The organism is Pseudorhodobacter aquimaris, from assembly GCF_001202025.1.
Lineage (GTDB): Bacteria > Pseudomonadota > Alphaproteobacteria > Rhodobacterales > Rhodobacteraceae > Pseudorhodobacter > Pseudorhodobacter aquimaris.
Genome location: NZ_LGHS01000067.1, coordinates 27475 through 48995, shown reverse-complemented (window position 1 = coordinate 48995; position 21521 = coordinate 27475). Strand labels below are relative to the sequence as shown.

Below are 21521 nucleotides of genomic sequence, written 5' to 3'. Positions count from 1 at the left end.
TTGGCAAAAATACCCCGGCCCGCCCCTTTGGCACTACAAAGGGGCGGGCTGCGGCAACGGGATCCCCATGTTTTCAAGCTGCGCCGACCCTTCGACCCTTCAAGGCCTGAACTGGCTGATGTGTTACCTGACAACGGGGAAGCACCTTGATTTCTATTGGTCTTTTGTCACCGTGCTGACGCTTTTGGCCGTGACCGCGCCTGTCGCGCTTGCGTTCGGCTTTGGCGGGGCGATGCTGGCGCGATCACATCATCTGGTGCTGCGAATTATCGGTAAGGGCTATACGGCGATGGTGCGCGGCGTGCCTGATATCGTGTTTTTCCTGTTTTTCGTGATTGCGCTTGATCAGGGCATCGAATGGGTCATGCATCAGGCCCGCTGCCCTGATTGGACCGATCCTATCCGCAACGGGTTGGAGTTTCGCGTCTGCCCTCAGGCCAAGGTCCCGCCCAACTCGGCTGCACAGGTCTGGCATTCGGTTTACGGTTTTGCGCTTGCCGTCGTGACCTTTGCACTGGTTTTCGGGGCTTTTGCCGCTAATGTGATCTATGGTGCGATGCAGGCGGTGCCGCGCGCGCAACTGGAAACCGCCGAGGCTTATGGCATGTCCCAAGGCCAAGTGTTTCGCCGCGTATTGGTGCCGCAAATGTGGATCTATGCCCTGCCCGGCCTGTCAAACCTCTGGCTGATCCTGATCAAGGCCACCCCTTTGCTGTTCTTGCTGGGCGTGCAGGATATCGTCTATTGGGCGCGGGAGTTGGGCGGCGCGAAAACCAGCGCCTTCAGTTATCCGCATCCTGACTGGCGGCTTTACTACTTCTTGGGACTGCTGGTGTTCTACCTGCTGATGACCCGCATCTCTGAGGTGTTTTTGACGCGGCTGCAAAACCGGCTGAGCCACGGTCAGGCCACCGCCGCCGGTGAAGCCCAGCGAAAGGCCGCCGCATGAGCTGTTTACAAACCATCGCCGATTACGGCCTGCGTTCCATGGGGATTGGTGAGCGGCTATTGCCAAGGGCGGATTTTACCCTGTGCCAACAGTTCACGCTGATCGGGTCCGGCATGATCTGGAACATCTATTTCGGGGTGCTGGCCTTGCTGTTCGGGTTTTTCTTTGCCAATGCGCTTGCGCTGGCCAAGGCCGCGCGCAACCCGCTTGCCCGCAAACCGGCCGAATGGTTCATCTTTGTGTTCCGCGGCTCTCCCTTGTTCATCCAGTTCTTTCTCGCCTATGAGGCGCTTGTCCTGCTCCCACGCAACGGGATAGAGATTTTCGGCATCACCGCCGAGGTCAGCTGGCTGTCGCGGGCTTGGGCCGGTGCCCTTATCGTGCTGTTTTTGAACACGGCCGCCTATTCCGCCGAGATCTTTTACGGCGCGCTGCGCTCTGTTCCCAAGGGCGATCTGGAGGCGGCCGAGGCCTATGGCATCACCGGCTGGAACAGATTCCGGCGGGTGGAATGGCCGACCATGATGCGGCTGGCCTGGCCCTCTTATACCAATGAGGCGATTTTTTTGTTTCATGCCACCACCTTGGTGTTTTTCTCCGGCTTTCCGGCCTTTCGGCAGGAAGGCGACGCGCTTTACTATGCCAGCTATTTCGTCGACAAGACCTTTAACCCTTTTGTCCCCTACCCGATCGTTGCCTTCTATTTCGTCATTTTGACATTGGCATTGACGGGGGTTTTCGGGGCTATCAACCGACGGCTGAACAGACATCTGCCGTCCAACGAGCGCAGCCGCGTCAAGCTGCGCCCGCAAATCATCAGGTGAAATATGAAAGACTGGCTGCGCAAACACCCCGAGGTCCGCACAATCCGCGTAGCAGCGGCAGACCTTAACGGGCAGGCACGGGGCAAACGCATCCCAGCGCGCTTTGCCGATAACGCGGTCAAAGGCGGCACCCGCTTTCCGTTTTCGGTCCTTAACCTCGATATCTGGGGCGAGGATATTGACGACAGCCCGCTGGTCTTTGAGGAAGGCGACCAGGACGGCGTGCTGCGCCCGACCGAGCGTGGCTTTATGCCGATGCCGTGGCTGGAGGCGCCGACGGCACTGCTGCCGATCTGGATGTTTCGTGAAAACGGCCAGCCCTACGACGGCGACCCGCGCCAGGCGCTTGCCGCCGTTGTTGCCCGCTACAAGGCGCGCGGGTTGACACCCGTTTGCGCGATGGAGCTGGAATTTTTCCTGATCGATGACAGCGGCAAGAAGATGCAGGTTCCCGCCTCGCCCCGTTCCAACAAACGCCGCAAGGCCGCCGAGACATTGTCGATCCGCGCGCTGGACGCCTTTGATACCTTCTTCACCGATCTTTATGATGCCTGTGAGGCGATGGATATCCCTGCCGATACCTCTACCTCCGAAACCGGGCTTGGCCAGTTCGAGGTCAACCTGATGCATTGCGATGACGCACTGCGGGCGGCGGATGATGCCTGGCTGTTTAAAATGCTGGTCAAAGGTCTGGCGCGGCGGCACGGGTTTGCGGCCTCATTCATGGCAAAACCCTATCCGGAATATTCGGGATCAGGGCTGCACACGCATTTTTCGGTGCTCGATGATAAGGGCGATAATATCTTTGACAGCGGCGGACCAAAAGGCACCGCCGCCCTGCGCCATGCCGTAGCGGGATGTCTAGATGCGATGCACGATTCTACGCTGCTGTTCGCCCCGCATGGCAACAGCTATGACAGGTTGGTGCCCGATGCCCACGCCCCCATCGCGATCTGCTGGGGTTATGAGAACCGCACGGCGGCACTGCGCATTCCCGCAGGCTCCACCGCCGCGCGGCGTATCGAGCACCGCGTTGCGGGCGGCGATGTGAACCCCTATCTGATGCTCGCCGTTATTCTCGGGGCCGCGCTGAACGGGATCGAGGACGGCGTAGAGCCGCCCTCTCCGATCACCGGCAACGCCTATTCCCAAGAGGGTCTGCCCCAGATCCCGACCGAATGGGGGGCTGCGATCGATGCTTTTGAAAGCTCGGACATTATGCCGCGGATTTTCAGCAAGGACCTGATCCGCAACCTGACTCTGACCAAACGGCAAGAGAAGCTCTATCTGGCAGAGCTTAGCCCCGAAGAGCAGGTCGAGCTTTACCTCGATACAGTCTGATCGCAACAAACATCAACGATAAGACCAAATGACACCCGTTCTCTATTCCTTTCGCCGTTGCCCCTATGCCATCCGTGCGCGGCTTGCACTGCATGCCTCGGGCGTTGAGGTGGAAATGCGCGAGATTTTGCTGCGCAGCAAACCCGCAGCATTTCTGGCCGCATCGCCTTCGGCAACAGTGCCATGTCTTGTGACCAAAGACGGGGTGATAGATGAAAGCCTTGATGTGATGCTTTGGGCGTTGCGTCAGAGCGACCCCGAGGGCTGGCTGGATATGCCTCAGGCAGGATATGATTGGATCACCCGCGCCGACGGGCCTTTCAAAGCCGCCCTCGACCGTGTGAAATACGCAAGCCGCCATCCGTCAAGCGATGTAGACGCCGCCCGCGCAAATGCCGTGTTGTTTTTTGACGATCTTGAGGCCACGCTCAACACATGGGTTTTTGACCGGGCCAGCCTTGCCGATTACGCGATGTTGCCCTTCGTGCGGCAATTCGCCTTTGTCGACAAGCCGTGGTTTGACGCGCAGCCATGGCCAAAAGTCCATGCATGGCTGGCGGCATTCCTTGCCTCTGACCGTTTCAACGCGGTAATGGTCAAACGCCCGCTTTGGAGCGGGGAACCCGGCACATGACCCCCTAGAGCAGGTCTTCTTCCTCGCCATCAACATCAATACCCATAGCATCCAACCCCGCCTCAAGGTTCTCGGCCAGATGCGGCATGCCCATCAGATAATCAGCCGTGGGCACGGTTTTCTCAGATTGTGCTGTGGCCAGTGCCTCGGCGTAATCTTCGGCCTCAAAGCTGCCGCGCCCGACCCACGCAATGGCGGTCAGGTGGTCTTGCTCATCCACGTTCAGATTGTCGATGAAGGCCGAAAGCTCTGCCGAACTGCTATGCCCTTCGCGGGCCTGAAAGATAATATGGACGACTTTACTGGGGCTGATTTCAATCATGGGCTGTCCTTAATTCGCTTTGCGCCATGGTGCGACAGGACGCGGGCCAGAGCAAGGGGGATCGCGGGTGTTTCCCTCTTGCCGATGAGGGGAGGAAGCGGATAGGCTAGTGGCATCAACCGCATAGGGATTTTATGCTGATCGGTATTTTGCAAACCGGCCTCTCGCCTGACCAGCTTATCGCTGAGATGGGGGATTACCCGGATATGTTCCAACGCCTTTTGGCGGGGCATGGGCTGACATTCAAGACATGGCGCGTGGTCGACGGCGAATTCCCGCCGGACGTTCATGCCGCAGAGGGCTGGCTGATCACCGGATCACGCCACGGCGCCTATGAGGACCACCCCTGGATCCCGTTGCTGGAGGATTTCATCCGCGCGTCATACGCGGCCCATGTGCCGACGGTCGGCATTTGTTTCGGCCATCAGATCATGGCGCAGGCCATGGGCGGCCGGGTCGAGAAATTCCCGCAAGGCTGGGCCGTGGGGCCAACCGAATACGACTTTGACGGCACCGCCATGGTGCTGAATGCCTGGCATCAAGATCAGGTCGTCGCCAAACCCGATTGCGCCGAGGTAGTGGGAGCGAATGAGTTTTGTGCCAATGCCGGCCTTCTCTATGATGACCGGATGTTCAGCGTACAACCCCACCCCGAATTTCGTGCCGAATTTATCGACGGGTTGATCAACACACGTGGCAAGGGCGTGGTGCCGGATGATCTGCTGGCAACAGCGACTTCCAAGCTAGCGCAGCCGTTGGACGATAGTGCCATGGCCACGCGAATCGCCACTTTTTTCAAACAGCCTCGGGGCTGATTTCCCAAGGACCGGAGCGTTGTAATGACCAAATGGACCGACACCATCCCCCAAGCAGCACAAGAGTATATCGCAGGGCGGCGCCTGGATGAGGTGGAATGTATCATCGCCGACATTGCAGGTGTGGCGCGCGGCAAGGCGATGCCCGCCTCAAAATTCGCGACGCAGGCCAATTACTTTTTGCCCAACTCTATTTTCTTGCAGACCATCACCGGGGAATGGGCCGAAAACCCCGGCGGGCAATTCACCGAGCCGGATATGGTTCTGGTGCCTGACTATTCGACCACAACTGCCGCGCCATGGACCGCCGATGTGACGGTTCAGGTCATACATGACGCCCAAGACCAGCAGGGCAACCCGATTGCCACCGCGCCACGCAATGTGTTGAAACGCGTGGTTGATCTCTACAAAGCCAAGGGCTGGGTGCCGGTCGTCGCACCCGAGATGGAATTCTTTCTGACCGCCCGTAACCTTGATCCGAATATGCCAGTCCTGCCTCCGATGGGGCGTTCGGGCCGCCGCGCTGCGGGCAAGCAGGCCTATTCGATGAGTGCGGTCGATGAATACGGCAAGGTGATCGACGATATCTATGACTTTGCCGAGGCGCAGGGCATGGAGATCGACGGCATTTTGCAAGAGGGCGGTGCCGGTCAGGTAGAGATCAACCTCGCCCATGGCGACCCGATCCGGCTGGCCGATGAGATCTTCTTCTTCAAACGGTTGATCCGCGAGGCTGCCTTGCGTCATGATTGCTTTGCCACCTTCATGGCCAAACCGATTGAGGGAGAGCCGGGATCGGCAATGCATATCCACCATTCGGTCGTGGATATTGAATCGGGCGAGAATATCTTTTCCGCATCCGATGGCACGGAAACGGACGCGTTCTTGCATTTTATCGCAGGGATGCAGAACCACCTGCCCGGCGCGGTCGCGTTGCTTGCGCCCTATGTGAACAGCTACCGGCGCTATGTTCCGGATTTTGCTGCACCTATCAATCTTGAATGGGGGCGCGACAACCGCACAACCGGCCTGCGCGTGCCCATTTCGGGGCCGGCGGCGCGGCGTGTGGAAAACCGGCTGGCGGGAATGGATTGCAACCCCTATCTCGGGATCGCGGCCAGCCTTGCCTGCGGATACCTTGGGCTGGTTGAGGGCAAAGCCCCCCGCGCCGAATGCACCGGAGATGCCTATAACATTGAGACGGATCTGCCCTATACGCTGAATGATGCGCTTGATCTGCTGGAGCTGGACACAACGCTTTGCGAGGTTCTCGGCCCCGAATTCTGTCGGATATATGATTCCGTCAAACGCAATGAGTATAAGGAGTTTCAGCAGGTTATCAGCCCGTGGGAGCGGGAGCATCTGTTGTTGAACGTATGAACCTATTGCATGCCAACGACCGGCCGGGGGAATATCCCGCCTCTTATTATGCCGCGACCGCGACTGAGCTGGCGCCTTTTGCCCCCCTAAAAGGACAGGTGACGGTTGATGTCTGCATAATTGGTGGCGGCTATACCGGGCTGTCGGCGGCATTCCATTGCGCACAGGCGGGGTTGAGCGTGGCGCTTTTGGAGGCGCACCGTGTCGGCTTTGGCGCATCGGGGCGCAACGGGGGGCAGGTCGGATCTGGCCAGCGGCTGGAACAGGACGCGCTGGAAAAGCTGGCAGGGAATGAGGCCGCGCATGCCCTGTGGGATATGGGCGAGGAGGCCAAGCAACTGGTCCGCGATCTTGCCGCTGGAATGGGCCTGCCCTTTCATGCGGGTGTGGCGCATGCATGCTATAGCGACGCGGAAGTGGCCCACGCCCGCCGCTATGCCGAAAAGCTGGAGCGCGATTACGGCTATGATCAGATCGAGCCCTTACCCGACGGGCTGATCGGATCTGCGGCCTTTAGGGGCGGCGATCTGGATTTGGGTGCCGGACATTTGCATCCGTTGAATTTCACCTTGGGCTTGGCCAAGGCGGCGGCCAAGGCGGGCGCCACAATATACGAACAATCCGAGGTGCATCAGATCACTCACGGGCCGCGCGCAATCGTACACACCGGCGCGGGGCGCGTAGATTGCGCCCATGTGATCTTGGCGGGCAACGGCTATTTGGCAGGGCTGGACCAAAAGGTTGCCGCCCGCGTGATGCCGATCAACAATTTCATCGTCGCAACGGAACCTTTGGGCGCAGAGGCCGCAAGTGTTCTGGCGCGCAATGTGGCCGTGGCGGATACCAAATTTGTGGTGAACTACTGGCGCTTGTCGGATGATAAACGGCTGCTCTTTGGCGGTGGGGAAAGCTATGGCTACCGTTTTCCCGATATTGTGAAAACCGTGCGCAAGCCGATGCTGGAGGTCTATCCCCATCTGCGCGACGTCAAAATCGACTATGCCTGGGGCGGGACTTTGGCGATTACACGCAACCGGATGCCCTGCCTGATCCGGACCCATCCAAATGTGGTATCGGCCGCTGGGTATTCAGGGCATGGGGTGGCGATGGCCACGCTTGCCGGGAAGCTTTTGGCGCAAACGGTGCAGGGGCAGGCAAGCGGTTTTGATGTGCTGGCCGCCCTACCCCAGCCGCGGTTTCCCGGCGGGGCGACGCTTCGTTGGCCATTGCTGGCGGCAGCGATGACATGGTACGGATTGCGCGACAGGCTGGGCCTTTAACGCCAAGCCTGCGCCGCCTTACATTTTGGAAAGCTTCTTTTGAAGCTCTGCCAGTTGCGCCTTTATCTCACGCAGCTCATCCGAGTCCTTGTTCGGGGTTCCTTCGGGATCTTCTTCGCCACCACCCCAGCCTGGCACGCCACCCATCATGGATTTCAGAAAGGCTTCTTGCTGTTTGCGCATCGCGTCAAACCCGGGAACCGAGGCCATCGGGTTGGGAACCTTGGTGATATTTTCCACCATCTTTGATTGGCTGTCGCGCAGCATATCAAAAGAAGAGGCCAGAAACTGCGGAACAATAGAGCTGACACCCGTGGTATAGCTGCGCACCAGATCATTCAGCACATTGGTCGGCAAAACCGATTCACCCTTGCTTTCATGCTCTGCCACGATCTGCAGCAGATATTGGCGCGTCAGGTCATCGCCTGATTTCAGATCGATAATCTGGACCTCACGCCCAGCCCGTACAAAGCCGGAGATATCGTCCAGCGTCACATAATCCGATGTTTCGGTATTATACAGGCGGCGACTGGCATAACGCTTAATCAATAGCGGTTTGTCGGTTTCGGCCATCAAGCCCCCCTTGGAAATGTTGCACTGCCGCAAAAGCTTAGGCCAGTGCAGCATAAAAGAAAAGAGCGGGCTTCATAAGAAGCCCGCCCTTGGCGCATGAATTGGCTGGGAGGAAGCCAAACGCGCCTAAAGCCGGTTGGCTTATTTCGAGGCTGTCGCTTTTTTCGCAGCAGACTGGACGTCAGCCGTTGCTTTTTGCACAGCAGCAGTGGTTTCTTCGGTCATGTCTTTGCCAGCAGCCAGCATCAGCTCAACAGTTTCCATCTGAACTTTCTTGGCAACCTCAGCGAAAGCAGCCATGTTCTCGGACGCCATTTCAGCAGCAGCAGAAGCGAAATCGCTTGCAGCTTTGCTGTACTCGGCTGGATCGGCTTTGGCCGCTGTTACATTGGTTGCTTTGGAAATTGCATCTTTTGCCCACTTGGAAGAAATCTCGGTGGATTTTTCAGCAGCTTCAAAGGCAACTTTGGACAGCTTTTCAGCCATTGCAGCTTGGCTTTTAAATGCGTTCTGGAACGCAGAATTGTCGGTTGGGAACGAAGCCATCATGTCTTGAACCATTTTTGTCATGTCAGGGTCTTAGTCATTTCAAATTCTCCTAATCAGCGGAGCTTTCCGCGTTTCCTGAAAAAAGATATACATGCTGCACTGCGGCATTGCAAGGGCTATTCTGCACTGCAGCATTTCTTAACGCCTAACCCGTTCAGGATAAAACACAAAAACTTCCCCTAGGTTAGCTTTCGGTCTTTTTGGCAGGCACCGCACCCACATAAGTGCCCGGGGCCGCGGCAAGAACCGGGTTGTCTGGGCCGCCCGGTTCGCGGGCCTCGACCTGCTTTCCGGACTGTTTGGCAAGCCACGTACCCCAGGTCGGCCACCAGCTTTGCTTTTCATGGAAAGTAGCGCCCGCCATAAAGTCCTCGGGCGTCGTAAGCGGGGCATCATTGGTGTAATGTCCGTATTTGTTTTTGTTCGGCGGATTCACAATGCCCGCGATATGGCCCGATTGCGCCATGATGAAGGTCTTATCCTTGGACCCGAATTGCGCCATGCCGTTATAGCTGCTTTTCCATGCGGCGATATGGTCGGTCTCACAGGCAATCGCACAGATCGGCAGCTTGATATCGGACAGCTTCACCGGATCGCCAAAAACGGGAAACTCACCTTTTGCCAAACCGTTTTGCTGACACAGCCCCTGAATGTACTCGACCGACATCTTGGCGGGCAGATTGGTGCCATCCCCATTCCAGAACAGCAGGTCAAAGGCGGGCGGCGCCTCGCCCATCATATAACTCTTGATCGCAGGTTGATAGATCAGGTCATTGGAGCGCAGGAAAGAGAAGGTCCGCGACATGAACGTCTTGTCCAATATCCCGTCCACCGCCACCTGTCGTGCGATGCCATCGACGAAATCATCGGTCAAAAAGACGCCGACCTCTCCGGGATCGACGAAATCGGTAAGGGTGGTAAAGAAGGTTGCCGATTTGACGGTATTATCCCCCGCCTTGGCCAAATGCCCCAAGGTCAGCGAAAGCGTCGTTCCCGCGATGCAATAACCCACAGCATTCACCTGTTTAGTGCCGCAAATCCGCCGCACCTCGGCCATCCCGCGCAAATAGCCGTCGCGGATATAGTCGTCCATCCCGACATCGGCATAGCTTTGATCGGGGTTGACCCAGGACACCACGAACAGAGTGAAGCCCTGATCGACGATCCATTTGATCAGGCTGTTTTGCGGCTTCAGATCCATGATGTAGAATTTGTTGATCCAAGGCGGAAAGATGATCAACGGGGTTTCATGCACGGTTTCCGTTGTGGGGCTGTATTGAATTAGCTCCATCATCTTGTTGCGATAAACCACAGCACCGGGGGTTGTTGCGATATTCTTGCCCACCTCAAAGGCCGATTTATCCGCAAGATTGACTAGCAACTCCCCATTATTCGCTTCGATATCACGGACAAGATTCTCAAGCCCCGCGACAAGGCTCTCGCCATCGGTTGCCACAGCACGCTCCAACGCGTCGGGATTGGTTCCGAAAAAGTTGGTGGGCGACATCATATCCACGATCTGCTGGGTGAAATATTCCACCCGCTTACGTTCAATCGGGTCAAGATTTTCCAGACCGCTTACCGTTTCTGCCACCATTTCCGCATTGAGCAGATATTGTTGTTTCAGATAATTGAAAAAGGGGTTTTCATCCCACATCGGATTGGAAAAGCGCCGGTCTTTTGGAAGGTTATCTTCAGGGGCTTTCACCTCACCCTTCAACAAAACACTCTGCGCATCCACATAATGTTGCAGGGTTTTACCCCAATAGCTGACCTGACTCTCGATCATCCGCGAAGGGTTTTGCATGACATCGGAAAAATAGGCGTTTGCCGCTTTCATATAAACATCCTGACTAGGGCCAGAAAGCGCCGGATCTGATGATTTCCGTTGCGAAAGCGCAGTAGTCAGACGTTTTGAAAGCTCTTCTACTTTTGCCAGATTGGCATTAAGCCGGGCTAAACTTTCGTTACTTTTATTCTGCGTTATTGCCATTTTAATCATTCCCCCCTATATTCGCTGCAGCGCAGCATGGCGGATGCGCCCCAACCAAGGATCCACAGCCCTATCGCCCAAACCTTGACGGCTCAGGAGATGCTATGAAGTATATGATGACCTACGACCTGATGGAAAGTGCCAGAAACACAAATGAGTGGATCGGCGCTACAGCAAAGGCGATGGCCAACTACCCGCTCTTTGCGTTATCAATGAATCCAGCCATCCAACTGACTGCCGCGTGGGGCGAGGTGATGGAGCGCAGCTTTGCGCGCATGGTTGATAAGCCCGACTGGGCAGTCCGGTCCATCGTGGGCACCAGTGGACAAGACCATCTGGTTGATCTTGTGAAGGTTGTGGAGCGTCCATTCGGCGATTTGATCCATTTTTCGGTCCGCCGCCGCGATCCGATGAAGCGCAAGGTTTTGCTGGTCGCACCGATGTCAGGGCATTATGCCACGCTGCTGCGTTCCACCCTCAAAAGCTTGTTGATCGACTGTGAGGTTTATGTCACCGACTGGCACAATGCGCGCGACATCCCGGTGTCGGCAGGCAAATTCGATGTCGAAGACTACACCCATTATCTCGTTGATTTTATGCGTGAACTTGGGCCGGATACGCATGTGATTGCCGTCTGTCAGCCGGTGCCGCTTGCATTGGCAGCGACGGCCTACCTTGCCGCCGAGGATCCCGATGCACAGCCGCGCAGCCTGACGCTGATCGGTGGTCCGGTAGATCCCGATGCCGCCCCGACCGAGGTTACCGATTTTGGCCGTCGGGTGACGATGGGCCAGTTGGAACATTCGGCCATCCAGCGGGTCGGTTTCAAATACAAGGGCGCGGGCCGCTTGGTTTATCCTGGTCTCTTGCAGCTACAAAGCTTCATCTCGATGAATGCAGAACGTCACAGCAAAGCGTTCCAGGAACAGATCATCCGCGTCGCCCGTGATGAGGCCTCGGATTATGACGCACATAACCGCTTTTATGATGAATATCTGGCGGTGATGGATATGCCGGCGGAATTTTACCTTTCGACGGTGGAACGGTTGTTCAAAAATGGCGAAATTGCCAAGAATACCTTTGAAGTTTCCGGAAAGCGCGTCGATATCAGTGCGATCACACGGGTTGCGGTCATGACGGTCGAGGGCGCGAATGACGATATCTCGGCCCCCGGCCAATGTATTGCGGCGCTTGATCTTTGCACAGGGTTGCCCGACAGCAAGAAAGCCAGCCATGTCGAACCCGGTGCAGGCCACTACGGGATCTTTGCTGGTAAAAGCTGGCGTTTGAACATTCGCCCGCTGGTTCTGGACTTCATCGACGCCAACTCTGGCGATGCGCCGCAAGAAAAGGCCAAGCCGGTCGCAGTAGCGGCGGTAAAGGCTGCATCCTGAATTCGACGCCATTCGACAGCAAAGCCCCTGCTATCTGCGGGGGCTTTTGCGTTCTATCAGCGGTGCAACAGGCTCTCGAGCGTTTGCGTCACCAAATCGAGGCATTCAGGGGTAGAAAAACGGTGATCAGCATCCTTCACCAAGGTCAGCCGCAAATCCGGGCTGGTCGCGTGATCCATCAGACGCAAAGCAACTGAGGGCGGCACATCCACATCCGCCGTACCTTGCAGCAGACGCACAGGGAACGGTAGCTCCAGCGGCGAACGCAGGACAAGACGGTCGCGTCCCTCCTCAATCAACCGTTTGGTGATGATATAAGGCTCATCCGAATAATCCGATGGCAGAACCACCTGCCCGCGCGCCAGTTCCGCGCGCTGCGCAGGCGTGAAACCGGCCCACATGCTATCTTCGGTAAAATCAGGCGCAGCAGCGATTCCCACCAATGCCGCCACACGCTCGGGCACGGCGCGCGCCACCAGCAATGAGATCCACCCTCCCATGGATGAGCCGATCAAGATCTGCGGACCGGTTGTCAGCGTGGTGATCGCCGCCAGCGCATCCTCGAACCAGTCGCCAATCGCGCCCTCCAGAAATTCACCTGACGAAGACCCATGCCCGGAATAGTCAAACCGCAAAAAGGCCGCTCCCCTCTCCCGCGCCCATTCTTCCAGATGCAGGGCCTTGGTGCCCTCCATATCGGATTTGAACCCGCCCAAAAACACCACGCCCGGCCCGCTCCCCGGTGTTTGATGATAGGCGATGCGGCGGTTTTGCGGGGTGGTCAGAAAGGATGGATTTGACATGCGGTCCTCAAGCTTTTTTCCGAGCATAGACCAGTGCCGCGCGCGGGCCAAGCGGTTGACATTTCCAAAACAAATCGCCATTTGGGGCGCTTGTAAACCCGCAACCGGGCGCATCGTGGGCGCCAAACCGAGGAGGTGGCCCAAATGGCCCAGATTTCCCTGACCTTTCCCGATGGCAATATCCGTCAATATGATGCCGGTGTAACCGCAGCAGAGGTCGCGGCCTCCATCGCCCCCAGCCTTGCCAAAAAATCGATCAGCGCCACCGTCAATGGTGCGCATTTCGATCTGCAATGGCCGATCAATTCCGATGCGACGATTGCCCTGAATACGCTGGCCGATGATGCCCCTGCGCTGGAACTGATCCGCCATGACTTTGCGCATGTGATGGCCCGCGCCGTGCAAGAGCTGTGGCCCGATGTAAAGGTCACCATTGGCCCGGTCATCAAGGATGGCTGGTATTACGACTTTGACCGCGCCGAACCTTTCACCCCCGAAGACCTCGCGCTGATCGAAGCAAAGATGAAGAAAATCATCAACCTGCGCGATCCGGTCCGCACCGAGGTCTGGGACCGCCCCCGTGCCATCGCGCATTATGAGCAAAAGGGCGAACCCTATAAGGTGGAGCTGATCGAGAGCATCCCCGGTGACGAACCCTTGCGCATGTATTGGCACGGCGATTGGCAGGACCTCTGCCGCGGCCCGCATTTGCAACACACAGGGCAGCTTCCGGCCGACAGCTTCAAGCTGATGTCGCTGGCCGGTGCCTATTGGCGCGGCGACAGCAACCGCGCGATGTTGCAGCGGATCTACGGCGTGGCCTTCAAGAACCGCGACGATTTGCGCGCCCATCTGACCATGCTCGAAGAGGCCGCCAAACGCGACCACCGCAAGCTGGGCCGCGAGATGAACCTGTTCCATATGCAAGAAGAGGCCCCAGGCCAGATCTTCTGGCACCCCAACGGCTGGACCATCTATACCGAGCTGCAAGACTATATGCGTCGCCGTCAGCACGCCGATGGCTACGTCGAGGTGAACACACCGCAGGTGGTCAACCGCAAACTGTGGGAAGCGTCGGGGCATTGGGAAAACTATCAAGAGCATATGTTCATCGTCGAGGTTGACGAGGATCACGCCCGCGAGAAAACCATCAATGCGCTCAAGCCGATGAACTGCCCCTGCCATGTGCAGATCTTCAATGTCGGCCTTAAATCCTATCGCGATCTGCCGTTGCGGATGGCGGAATTCGGCTCCTGCAACCGTTATGAGCCTTCGGGCGCGCTGCATGGCATCATGCGGGTGCGCGGCTTTACCCAGGATGATGCGCACATCTTCTGCACCGAGGACCAGATCGAGGCCGAATCGCGCAAATTTATTGATTTCCTCTCGGCGGTTTATGCGGATCTGGGCTTTGACAAATGGCGGATCAAGCTCTCGACCCGCCCCGAAAAACGCATCGGATCGGAGGAAAGCTGGGATTATGCCGAGGCGGCTTTGGCCAATGCGGTAAAGGCCGCCGGTCGCGACTATGAGATCTTTGAGGGCGAAGGCGCCTTTTACGGCCCCAAGCTGGAGTTTGTGCTGACCGATGCGATCGGCCGCGACTGGCAATGCGGCACCTTGCAGGTCGATCCGAACCTGCCCGAACGGCTTAATGCGCATTACATCGGGCAAGACGGCGGCAAACACCGTCCCATCATGCTTCACCGTGCCTGCCTCGGTTCATTCGAGCGCTTCATCGGGATTTTGATCGAAAGCCACGCAGGCAAACTGCCGTTCTGGCTGGCACCTCGTCAGGTGGTTGTCGCGGCGATCGTCTCGGACGCCGATGATTACGCGCTGGAGGTGGCCGCGGCCCTGACCGCCGCAGGTGTGCGGGCAGAGGTCGATTTGCGCAATGAAAAGATCAACTACAAGATCCGCGAACATTCCGTCGGTAAAGTGCCGGTGATTCTGGCCGTCGGCATGCGCGAGGTAGAGGAAAAAACCGTCTCGGTGCGCCGTTTGGGCGAGAATAAGACCGAGACCAGCACAATGGATGCAATCGTGCGGCTTTTGCGCGATGAGGCAACCCCGCCCGATATGCAGTTACCCAAAAAGCCGGAGGATTCCTTGTGATAGCGCACTCCAAACTACTCAGGGTCGCATTGCTTGGCATGCTGCTTGGCCAAGTCGGCCCAGTGGCGGCGCAAGATAGTATGGAAAAATGCTATGGCGTTGCACTCGCGGGTCAGGCCGACGGGGTTGATGGTGGCGGCAAATCAACCGTAAACTTTCAGGGCAACGCCTGGAAAATGGTTCGCGTCGGCGCCTGCACAGCGATGGAACTGCCCGAGGGGCGCATGGGCAGTCTGGAACCCTTGGGCCGCGATCTGCCCAAGGAATAAGCCTGCCCCCCTTCTTTCCGATGCATGGTTGTGACAAAACCCACTGCCGGAATTTGCGCAACGCCAACAAGTATCTTGATTTCTGTTTCTGTTTCGGCATGATTTTAAATGTGCGGGTCGGCTCTGGGCGCGAAATTATCGCCTTAGGCTGGCGCCCGCACGATCTTGCGGCATGTCGCCACGGGATGGATTGATGAAGGAGAAGCGGCATGCCAACTGGCACCGTCAAATGGTTTAACGGCACTAAAGGCTATGGGTTCATTGCACCGGATGATGGTGGAAAGGATGTATTTGTCCACATCTCAGCGGTAGAGCGCGCGGGGCTGACCGGGCTGAGCGATAACCAGAAAATTGGTTATGAGCTGCAATCAGGTCGGGACGGCAAGGAATCAGCGGGAGACCTGCGCTTGCTCTGAGGATTTAAGGGGGGATGTGGCGGCCCGCTGTTTGCGGGCCGTTTTGGCATTCAGAGGTATTTTGCCTGAACGTCCGCATCCCAACCCAATGTCAGCCCGTGATCACCGCGAATGACGGGGCGTTTCATCAAGGTAGGTTGCTGTTTCAATTGCTCGTCAGGTTCACAAGCCTTGAGCCAATCCGTAGCCCCGCGCCATGTGGTGGATTTCTGATTGATGATAGCACCGCCAAATTCTGAAATGAATTCATGGATTTCAGCCTCGCTGAGCGGGTTGGCACGCACATCGCGAAACTCAGGGGCATGGCCTGCGGCGGTCAGCGCCTTCAGGGCCTTCTTGCAGGTATCGCAGGTAGAGATGCCATAAAGGATCATCACGAGTTTCCTTATTCTAAGCGTGCACCGGCGCACGCAGTCCGTTGAAGCCAAAAGGGTTTGCAGTGACAGCCGCAAAATACCCGCTTGCGCGCCAATATAGGCGGAATTACCCTTAGGGACAGCCCTTTGATAATTATTCAATTGCTACGCTGACGGCGCGCAGGGCCATATCGGCGTAAAGGGTTTGCACATCGGCGCGGCTCAGCCGTCCGCCCTCACGGTACCAATTTGTCACGCCGGTCAACATCGCAATCAACGCAAGTGTCGTCATTTTGGCATCGCCAAAGATAAAGCGCCCTTTGGCCGCGCCTTCGATCAGGATGCCCTGCAAATGGTCCTCATAGCGGCGGCGCAGCGATTCGATGGCAGCGAAGTTGTCAGCGCTCAGGCTGCGCAATTCCATATAGGCGATGAAAACCGCATCCGGGCGGTCAAGGTGATAGCCAATATGAAACCGCGCGAATTGGTCAAGCTGTGCCGCCGGGTCACTGCATTGCGGAAGCGCTTGGAGCGCGCAGAGCAGGTCCGTCATGTGATCTTGCATCAGATCAAACAGCAACGCCTGCTTGTCGGCGGTATAAAGATAAAGCGCACCGGCCTGCACCCCCACCTCTGCCGCGATCTGACGCATGGAAACAGACGCAAACCCGTGCCGCGCAAAAAGCCGCAAGGCCGCGTCACGGATACGCGGGCCGGTAATTTCAGATGAGGATCCAATTTTACGTGCCATGCGCCCAACTTATCTGAATGCCCGTTCAATTCAAGATGGCTGTCCTGCATCCTTGCCCATAAGCGGGGCGGGCGTTAAAGGTAGGGAACCTCCTTTGCGAAAGCCTCTTTGATGCGCCCTGCCCTCTTGCCCTTTGTGCTGTGTTTTATTGCGGCCTTGGGCGGCTGCGGCGGTTTTGATGAGATTGACGCCATCCAGACACAGACCGTGCGCGGCGGTACCGAACCGCAACTTGTCCCGATCGAGGGGCTCATTGCCCAGGCTGAACCGGGACGCGCGACCGCATCTGCGCGCGATACCGTGGCGGCGCGGGCGGCAGGCCTTCGCGCAAGGGCAACAGCGATGCGCGGACCGGTCCACAGCCCTGCGACACGGGCGCGCTTGGCCGACGCGGTCGCCGCCCATCCGGCACAGCTCAACTGACAAAAGCGTATCCTGCCGCGTTGCAAGCACGGGCATGACAGGCTAACAGTTGCCCAACAGCATGCCCCCAGAAAAATGGAGAATTTTATGGCTGCCCCTTTGCGTATTGGTCTGGCCGGTCTTGGAACGGTGGGCATTGGCATCGTTCAGATCGTACAGAAACACGCAGCAATGCTTGCCGCCCGTTCAGGGCGTGAAGTGGTCATCACCGCCGTTTGTGCCCGTGATCGCAGCAAGAACCGCGATGCGGATCTGTCGGGGTATGCCTGGGAAACCGATCCGGTGGCATTGGCGCGCCGCGATGATGTCGATCTTTTCATCGAGGTAATGGGCGGCCATGAGGGCCCTGCGCGCGAAGCAACCGAGGCCGCGCTGACCGCCGGTAAGGATGTGGTCACGGCCAACAAGGCCTTGCTGGCCCATCACGGCCATGCGCTTGCCCTTGCTGCCGAGGCAGCGGGATGCATAATCCGCTTTGAAGCCGCTGTTGCGGGCGGTATTCCGGTGATCAAGGCCCTGACCGAAGGGCTGGCCGGCAATGAGATGCGCCGCGTGATGGGTGTGATGAACGGCACCTGCAATTATATCCTGACCCGTATGGAAGATGCGGGCCTGCCCTATGCGCAGGTATTCGAGGAGGCCCGCCAGCTTGGCTATCTGGAGGCTGACCCTAATCTGGATGTCGGCGGGATCGACGCAGGGCACAAACTGGCGCTGCTGGCCTCAATCGCCTTTGGCACGCAGGTTTCCTTTGACGCCGTAGAGCTGGAGGGGATCGGCGCGATTTCCATCGATGATATCCGCCATGCCGCCGATATGGATTACCGGATCAAACTTCTGGGCGTGGCACGGATGACCGGCCGCGGGCTGGAACAACGGATGACACCCTGCCTCGTGCCGGTGGGCAGCCCGCTGGGACAGCTTTCGGGTGGCACGAATATGGTTGTGCTAGAGGGCGATTCCGTGGGCCAGATCGTATTGCGCGGGGCCGGGGCCGGAATGGGGCCAACTGCAAGCGCTGTTATGGGCGATGTTGTCGATATCGCCCGCGGGCTGCGGATTCCGACCTTTGGGCTGCCTGCGACCGCGCTGACGGTGCCTGTTGCGGCGGCGGTCTCGGCCGCTTGTGCGTGGTATTTGCGCATGACCTTACTGGATAAACCCGGTGCATTGGCCAAGATCGCAACCGCCTTGGGCGAGGCCGGGATCTCTATTGACCGGATGCGGCAATACGGCCATTCGGACGGGCAAGCCCCAGTGCTGATCGTGACCCACAAAGCCACCCGCGCCGATATCGACGACGCATTGGCCCGTTTTGCCACGGCGGGCGTACTGGTTGCTGAACCCGTTGCCTTGCGGATTGAGGAGGTCTGATCCCGCGCACGCACTGCGGGTGCGTTTGCTTTTTCGGGCAATCTGTTAGCGCTCTCGCACTTGCGATGGGGACAGCAGCCGTTTAGTCCACACCCAACACATCATATCACAGGAGAGCCTTATGGCTGATGCACAGGAATTTCAGGATCGTTTGCTCTCACTCGGTTTGGCGCGCGTGTCAGAAGCCGCAGCGCTGGCATCGGCCAAGCTGGTCGGTCGCGGAGATGAGAAAGCCGCAGATCAGGCCGCCGTCAATGCGATGCGCGACCAGTTGAACCTGCTCGACATCAAGGGTGTGGTGGTGATCGGCGAAGGCGAACGTGACGAGGCCCCGATGCTGTTCATCGGCGAAGAGGTCGGCACAGGTCAGGGGCCTGCGGTGGATATCGCACTGGACCCGCTGGAAGGCACCACGCTGACCGCCAAGGACATGCCCAATGCGCTGACGGTTATTGCGATGGCGCCGCGTGGCACGCTCTTGCACGCGCCTGATGTCTATATGGAGAAACTGGCGATCGGCCCCGGCTATGCCCCCGACACCGTCACCCTTGAGATGAGCCCGGCCGAACGTGTCAGCGCGCTGGCCAAGGCCAAAGGCTGCAAGCCAGAGGAAATCACCGTTTGCGTGCTGGAACGCCCACGTCATGACGAAATGATTGCCGAGCTGCGCAGCACCGGCGCCGCGATCCGCCTGATCACGGATGGCGATGTCGCAGGCGTCATCCATTGCGCCGAGGCCGAGATCACCGGCATCGATATGTATATGGGTTCAGGCGGCGCACCAGAGGGTGTCTTGGCGGCCTCGGCCTTGAAATGTATGGGCGGGCAGATGTACGGCAAGCTGTTGTTTCGCAATGATGACGAGCGGGGCCGCGCCGCCAAGGCTGGGATCAACGATCTGGACCGCATCTATACCCGGGATGAAATGGTCACCGCCGATGTGATCTTTGCCGCGACAGGCGTGACGTCTGGGTCCATCCTTGCGGGCATCAAAAGCGAGCCGGGCTGGTTCACCACCGAAACGCTACTCATGCGCTCCAAAACCGGATCGGTACGGCGCATGACATATCGTAGCCCCGTCAAGTGATCACCGCTTCGGGCGCGACATAAACACAGACCTGAAAACCCGCCCCTTCAACAAGGGCGGGTTTTTAAGTATTCAGGCCGGAAATAGAATTGGGGCATGACATGACAGAACGCGCATTTTTGGGGGTGGACTCATCGGCAACCGGGCGGCGCTGGATTGGCCCCGAGCCGGAAACCAATCGCTTGGCCGAGGCAATGACGCAGGTCACGCGCCTTCCCCAAGCGCTTTGCGTCACCCTGGTGCGGCGCGGCGTATCGCCCGAAGATGTCCCGAGCTATATGGCCCCTGCCCTGCGCGACCTGCTGCCCGATCCCTTGACGCTCAAGGATATGGGGGTGGCGGCGACCCGCTTTCTGGCCGCACTCAAGGCCCGGCAGCGTATCGCGGTATTTGCCGATTATGACGTGGATGGCGGCTCTTCTGCGGCGCTGTTGCTGGTCTGGCTGCGGGCCATGGGGCATTCGGCCACGCTTTATATTCCCGACCGGATTGATGAGGGTTACGGCCCCAATGTCCCCGCGATGGAGATGTTGGCCAAGGCCCATGACCTGATCATATGCGTCGATTGCGGCACCCTGAGCCATGAACCGATTGCCGCCGCCAAAGGGGCGGATGTGATCGTGCTTGACCACCATCTAGGGACCGAGGAACTGCCCCCCGCACTGGCCGTCGTCAACCCGAACCGGCAGGATGAGACCGGCGACCTTGCGCATCTCTGTGCCGCCTCGGTCGTGTTCTTGATGCTGGTAGAGGCCAACCGCCAGCTGCGCGGTGAGGGTGTGAAGGGGCCGGATCTAATGGCGATGCTGGACCTTGTGGCGCTGGCAACGGTGGCCGATGTTGCCCCGCTGATCGGGGTGAACCGTGCGCTGGTGCGTCAGGGGCTCAAGGTGATGGCGCGGCGCGAACGTGTGGGCCTGCGGGCATTGGCCGATGTCGCAAGGATGGATCAGGCCCCCAACACCTATGCCTTGGGGTTCCTGCTTGGTCCGCGGGTAAATGCCGGCGGGCGCATCGGGGCGGCCGATCTTGGCGCGCGGCTTCTGGCCACCGATAACCCTGCCGAGGCCGCCGCTATAGCGGAACGTCTCGATATGCTCAATACCGAACGGCGCGATATCGAGGCCGCCGTCCGTGCCGCCGCCTTGGCACAGGCCGAGGAGCGCGGGCTGGACGGCCCTTTGGTCTGGGCAGCGGGCACTGGATGGCATCCGGGCGTGGTGGGGATCGTGGCCGCGCGCCTCAAAGAGGCGACAAACCGCCCTGCCGTGGTGATCGGCATAGAGGACGGGATCGGCAAAGGGTCGGGCCGCTCCATCGCGGGTGTCGATCTTGGCGCCGCGATCCAGCGCGTCACCAGTGAGGGGCTTTTGCTGCGTGGCGGCGGGCATAAGATGGCCGCGGGCCTAACGGTTGAGGAAGGCGCAATCCCCGCCGCGATGGAACGGCTGGCAGAATTGCTGGCGAAACAGGGCGCGGGCCTGGCTGGCCCCGCAGATCTTCGCCTTGACGGCTTGTTGATGCCATCCGCCGCCACCCCCGCCTTTATCGAGCAGATCGAGGCCGCAGGTCCCTTTGGCGCAGGCGCCCCCGCCCCGCGCTTTGCTTTTGCCGAACAAAGCGTTACCGCCCGCCGTGTCGGAGAGAGCCATCTGCGCATCAGTTTTGGCGATGGCATAGGCGCACGAATCGACGGTATCGCCTTTGGTGCATTTGACGGTCCGATCGGGCCAATGCTTGAAAATTCAGGCGCGGCGCGGTTCCATTTGGCAGGGCGGCTGGAAATAAATACCTTCGGCGGTCGCAGCAAAGTGCAGCTAAGATTGGAAGATGCAGCACGAGCCTAAAATATTTCCAAAAAGGTGGTTTT

22 protein-coding genes are annotated in these 21521 nt (G+C 58.4%); 15 read left to right on the top strand and 7 right to left on the bottom strand.

Annotated elements, in window-relative coordinates; genetic code table 11:
• The first annotated feature begins 67 nt into the window (after positions 1-67).
• Genes AKU94_RS12785 through AKU94_RS12770 form a run of 4 tightly spaced genes read left to right on the top strand, consistent with a single transcriptional unit; the run spans position 68 to position 3748 of the window.
• Positions 68-949, top strand: coding sequence for an ABC transporter permease (locus AKU94_RS12785; RefSeq protein ID WP_050527655.1), 882 nt, complete (start codon positions 68-70; stop codon positions 947-949).
• Positions 946-1773, top strand: coding sequence for an ABC transporter permease (locus tag AKU94_RS12780; protein ID WP_050527654.1), 828 nt, complete (start codon positions 946-948; stop codon positions 1771-1773). The genes AKU94_RS12785 and AKU94_RS12780 overlap by 4 nt, the downstream gene beginning before the upstream one ends.
• A 3-nt stretch (positions 1774-1776) precedes the next feature.
• Positions 1777-3114, top strand: coding sequence for a glutamine synthetase family protein (locus AKU94_RS12775; protein WP_050527653.1), 1338 nt, complete (start codon positions 1777-1779; stop codon positions 3112-3114).
• A 28-nt stretch (positions 3115-3142) separates the two neighbouring features.
• On the top strand, positions 3143-3748 hold the full coding sequence (locus AKU94_RS12770; protein WP_050527652.1) for a glutathione S-transferase: 606 nt from the start codon (positions 3143-3145) through the stop codon (positions 3746-3748).
• Between the two features lie 4 nt (positions 3749-3752).
• Here AKU94_RS12770 and AKU94_RS12765 read toward each other — a convergent pair whose 3' ends face one another.
• Positions 3753-4070 carry a DUF3775 domain-containing protein gene (locus AKU94_RS12765; RefSeq protein WP_050527651.1) on the bottom strand — a complete coding sequence of 106 codons (318 nt, stop codon included), beginning with the start codon at positions 4068-4070 and terminating at the stop codon, positions 3753-3755.
• Between the two features lie 134 nt (positions 4071-4204).
• On the opposite strand from AKU94_RS12765, the gene AKU94_RS12760 reads away from it, so the two are divergent.
• The 3 genes from AKU94_RS12760 to AKU94_RS12750 are packed head-to-tail and all read left to right on the top strand — an operon-like array spanning position 4205 to position 7545.
• Positions 4205-4885 (top strand): type 1 glutamine amidotransferase, encoded by a 681-nt coding sequence (locus AKU94_RS12760; RefSeq protein ID WP_050527650.1) that lies wholly within the window; start codon positions 4205-4207, stop codon positions 4883-4885.
• 24 nt (positions 4886-4909) lie between these two features.
• Positions 4910-6265, top strand: coding sequence for a glutamine synthetase family protein (locus AKU94_RS12755; RefSeq protein ID WP_050527649.1), 1356 nt, complete (start codon positions 4910-4912; stop codon positions 6263-6265).
• On the top strand, positions 6262-7545 hold the full coding sequence (locus AKU94_RS12750; RefSeq protein WP_050527648.1) for an NAD(P)/FAD-dependent oxidoreductase: 1284 nt from the start codon (positions 6262-6264) through the stop codon (positions 7543-7545). Before AKU94_RS12755 ends, AKU94_RS12750 begins: the two co-directional genes overlap by 4 nt.
• Positions 7546-7563: 18 nt before the next feature.
• Here AKU94_RS12750 and phaR read toward each other — a convergent pair whose 3' ends face one another.
• The 3 genes from phaR to phaC form a co-directional block, all read right to left on the bottom strand.
• Positions 7564-8118 (bottom strand): polyhydroxyalkanoate synthesis repressor PhaR, encoded by a 555-nt coding sequence (gene phaR / locus AKU94_RS12745; protein WP_050527766.1) that lies wholly within the window; start codon positions 8116-8118, stop codon positions 7564-7566.
• A 141-nt stretch (positions 8119-8259) separates the two neighbouring features.
• On the bottom strand, positions 8260-8688 hold the full coding sequence (locus tag AKU94_RS12740) for a hypothetical protein (protein WP_050527647.1): 429 nt from the start codon (positions 8686-8688) through the stop codon (positions 8260-8262).
• A gap of 163 nt (positions 8689-8851) precedes the next feature.
• Positions 8852-10669 (bottom strand): class I poly(R)-hydroxyalkanoic acid synthase, encoded by a 1818-nt coding sequence (gene phaC / locus AKU94_RS12735; protein WP_157056542.1) that lies wholly within the window; start codon positions 10667-10669, stop codon positions 8852-8854.
• Between the two features lie 95 nt (positions 10670-10764).
• On the opposite strand from phaC, the gene phaZ reads away from it, so the two are divergent.
• Positions 10765-12054, top strand: coding sequence for a polyhydroxyalkanoate depolymerase (gene phaZ / locus AKU94_RS12730; RefSeq protein ID WP_050527645.1), 1290 nt, complete (start codon positions 10765-10767; stop codon positions 12052-12054).
• Positions 12055-12110: 56 nt separating this feature from the next.
• Here the strand turns inward: phaZ and AKU94_RS12725 are convergent, their stop codons facing one another.
• A complete protein-coding gene (locus tag AKU94_RS12725) occupies positions 12111-12857 on the bottom strand; it encodes an alpha/beta hydrolase (protein WP_050527765.1) in 747 nt (248 codons plus the stop codon).
• Positions 12858-13001: 144 nt separating this feature from the next.
• Here AKU94_RS12725 and thrS point away from each other — a divergent pair, with 144 nt between their 5' ends.
• From thrS to AKU94_RS12710, 3 genes are all read left to right on the top strand, one after another.
• Positions 13002-14975, top strand: a complete 1974-nt coding sequence (gene thrS, locus AKU94_RS12720) for a threonine--tRNA ligase (protein ID WP_050527644.1) — start codon at positions 13002-13004, stop codon at positions 14973-14975.
• Between the two features lie 38 nt (positions 14976-15013).
• A complete protein-coding gene (bufA1, locus tag AKU94_RS12715) occupies positions 15014-15244 on the top strand; it encodes a BufA1 family periplasmic bufferin-type metallophore (protein ID WP_083445060.1) in 231 nt (76 codons plus the stop codon).
• A 209-nt stretch (positions 15245-15453) separates the two neighbouring features.
• On the top strand, positions 15454-15660 hold the full coding sequence (locus AKU94_RS12710) for a cold-shock protein (RefSeq protein ID WP_050527642.1): 207 nt from the start codon (positions 15454-15456) through the stop codon (positions 15658-15660).
• A gap of 50 nt (positions 15661-15710) precedes the next feature.
• Here AKU94_RS12710 and AKU94_RS12705 read toward each other — a convergent pair whose 3' ends face one another.
• Both AKU94_RS12705 and AKU94_RS12700 read right to left on the bottom strand, forming a co-directional pair.
• The gene (locus AKU94_RS12705; protein WP_050527641.1) at positions 15711-16034 is read right to left on the bottom strand and encodes an arsenate reductase family protein; all 324 of its coding nucleotides are present in this window, start codon (positions 16032-16034) and stop codon (positions 15711-15713) included.
• A 136-nt stretch (positions 16035-16170) separates the two neighbouring features.
• Entirely contained in the window at positions 16171-16767 is a 597-nt protein-coding gene (locus AKU94_RS12700; RefSeq protein WP_050527640.1) for a TetR/AcrR family transcriptional regulator, read from the bottom strand.
• Between the two features lie 111 nt (positions 16768-16878).
• Between AKU94_RS12700 and AKU94_RS12695 the strand changes: the two genes are divergently transcribed.
• The 4 genes from AKU94_RS12695 to recJ all read left to right on the top strand — a co-directional run bounded on the left by AKU94_RS12695 (position 16879) and on the right by recJ (position 21498).
• Entirely contained in the window at positions 16879-17190 is a 312-nt protein-coding gene (locus AKU94_RS12695; protein ID WP_050527639.1) for a hypothetical protein, read from the top strand.
• A gap of 87 nt (positions 17191-17277) precedes the next feature.
• Positions 17278-18564, top strand: a complete 1287-nt coding sequence (locus AKU94_RS12690; protein WP_050527638.1) for a homoserine dehydrogenase — start codon at positions 17278-17280, stop codon at positions 18562-18564.
• 121 nt (positions 18565-18685) lie between these two features.
• Positions 18686-19651 (top strand): class II fructose-bisphosphatase, encoded by a 966-nt coding sequence (gene glpX, locus AKU94_RS12685; protein ID WP_050527637.1) that lies wholly within the window; start codon positions 18686-18688, stop codon positions 19649-19651.
• A 101-nt stretch (positions 19652-19752) separates the two neighbouring features.
• Complete coding sequence (gene recJ, locus AKU94_RS12680; protein ID WP_050527636.1) at positions 19753-21498, top strand: single-stranded-DNA-specific exonuclease RecJ; 1746 nt, start codon at positions 19753-19755, stop codon at positions 21496-21498.
• Positions 21499-21521 lie beyond the last annotated feature (23 nt).

What these genes read in the sequence shown, in the direction of transcription:
- AKU94_RS12785 (WP_050527655.1), top strand. Translation starts at nt 68, where the DNA reads ATGTTTTCAAGCTGCGCCGACCCTTCGACCCTTCAAGGCCTGAACTGG.
- AKU94_RS12780 (WP_050527654.1), top strand. Translation starts at nt 946, where the DNA reads ATGAGCTGTTTACAAACCATCGCCGATTACGGCCTGCGTTCCATGGGG.
- AKU94_RS12775 (WP_050527653.1), top strand. Translation starts at nt 1,777, where the DNA reads ATGAAAGACTGGCTGCGCAAACACCCCGAGGTCCGCACAATCCGCGTA.
- AKU94_RS12770 (WP_050527652.1), top strand. Translation starts at nt 3,143, where the DNA reads ATGACACCCGTTCTCTATTCCTTTCGCCGTTGCCCCTATGCCATCCGT.
- AKU94_RS12765 (WP_050527651.1), bottom strand. Translation starts at nt 4,070, where the DNA reads ATGATTGAAATCAGCCCCAGTAAAGTCGTCCATATTATCTTTCAGGCC.
- AKU94_RS12760 (WP_050527650.1), top strand. Translation starts at nt 4,205, where the DNA reads ATGCTGATCGGTATTTTGCAAACCGGCCTCTCGCCTGACCAGCTTATC.
- AKU94_RS12755 (WP_050527649.1), top strand. Translation starts at nt 4,910, where the DNA reads ATGACCAAATGGACCGACACCATCCCCCAAGCAGCACAAGAGTATATC.
- AKU94_RS12750 (WP_050527648.1), top strand. Translation starts at nt 6,262, where the DNA reads ATGAACCTATTGCATGCCAACGACCGGCCGGGGGAATATCCCGCCTCT.
- phaR (WP_050527766.1), bottom strand. Translation starts at nt 8,118, where the DNA reads ATGGCCGAAACCGACAAACCGCTATTGATTAAGCGTTATGCCAGTCGC.
- AKU94_RS12740 (WP_050527647.1), bottom strand. Translation starts at nt 8,688, where the DNA reads ATGACAAAAATGGTTCAAGACATGATGGCTTCGTTCCCAACCGACAAT.
- phaC (WP_157056542.1), bottom strand. Translation starts at nt 10,669, where the DNA reads ATGATTAAAATGGCAATAACGCAGAATAAAAGTAACGAAAGTTTAGCC.
- phaZ (WP_050527645.1), top strand. Translation starts at nt 10,765, where the DNA reads ATGAAGTATATGATGACCTACGACCTGATGGAAAGTGCCAGAAACACA.
- AKU94_RS12725 (WP_050527765.1), bottom strand. Translation starts at nt 12,857, where the DNA reads ATGTCAAATCCATCCTTTCTGACCACCCCGCAAAACCGCCGCATCGCC.
- thrS (WP_050527644.1), top strand. Translation starts at nt 13,002, where the DNA reads ATGGCCCAGATTTCCCTGACCTTTCCCGATGGCAATATCCGTCAATAT.
- bufA1 (WP_083445060.1), top strand. Translation starts at nt 15,014, where the DNA reads ATGCTGCTTGGCCAAGTCGGCCCAGTGGCGGCGCAAGATAGTATGGAA.
- AKU94_RS12710 (WP_050527642.1), top strand. Translation starts at nt 15,454, where the DNA reads ATGCCAACTGGCACCGTCAAATGGTTTAACGGCACTAAAGGCTATGGG.
- AKU94_RS12705 (WP_050527641.1), bottom strand. Translation starts at nt 16,034, where the DNA reads ATGATCCTTTATGGCATCTCTACCTGCGATACCTGCAAGAAGGCCCTG.
- AKU94_RS12700 (WP_050527640.1), bottom strand. Translation starts at nt 16,767, where the DNA reads ATGGCACGTAAAATTGGATCCTCATCTGAAATTACCGGCCCGCGTATC.
- AKU94_RS12695 (WP_050527639.1), top strand. Translation starts at nt 16,879, where the DNA reads ATGCGCCCTGCCCTCTTGCCCTTTGTGCTGTGTTTTATTGCGGCCTTG.
- AKU94_RS12690 (WP_050527638.1), top strand. Translation starts at nt 17,278, where the DNA reads ATGGCTGCCCCTTTGCGTATTGGTCTGGCCGGTCTTGGAACGGTGGGC.
- glpX (WP_050527637.1), top strand. Translation starts at nt 18,686, where the DNA reads ATGGCTGATGCACAGGAATTTCAGGATCGTTTGCTCTCACTCGGTTTG.
- recJ (WP_050527636.1), top strand. Translation starts at nt 19,753, where the DNA reads ATGACAGAACGCGCATTTTTGGGGGTGGACTCATCGGCAACCGGGCGG.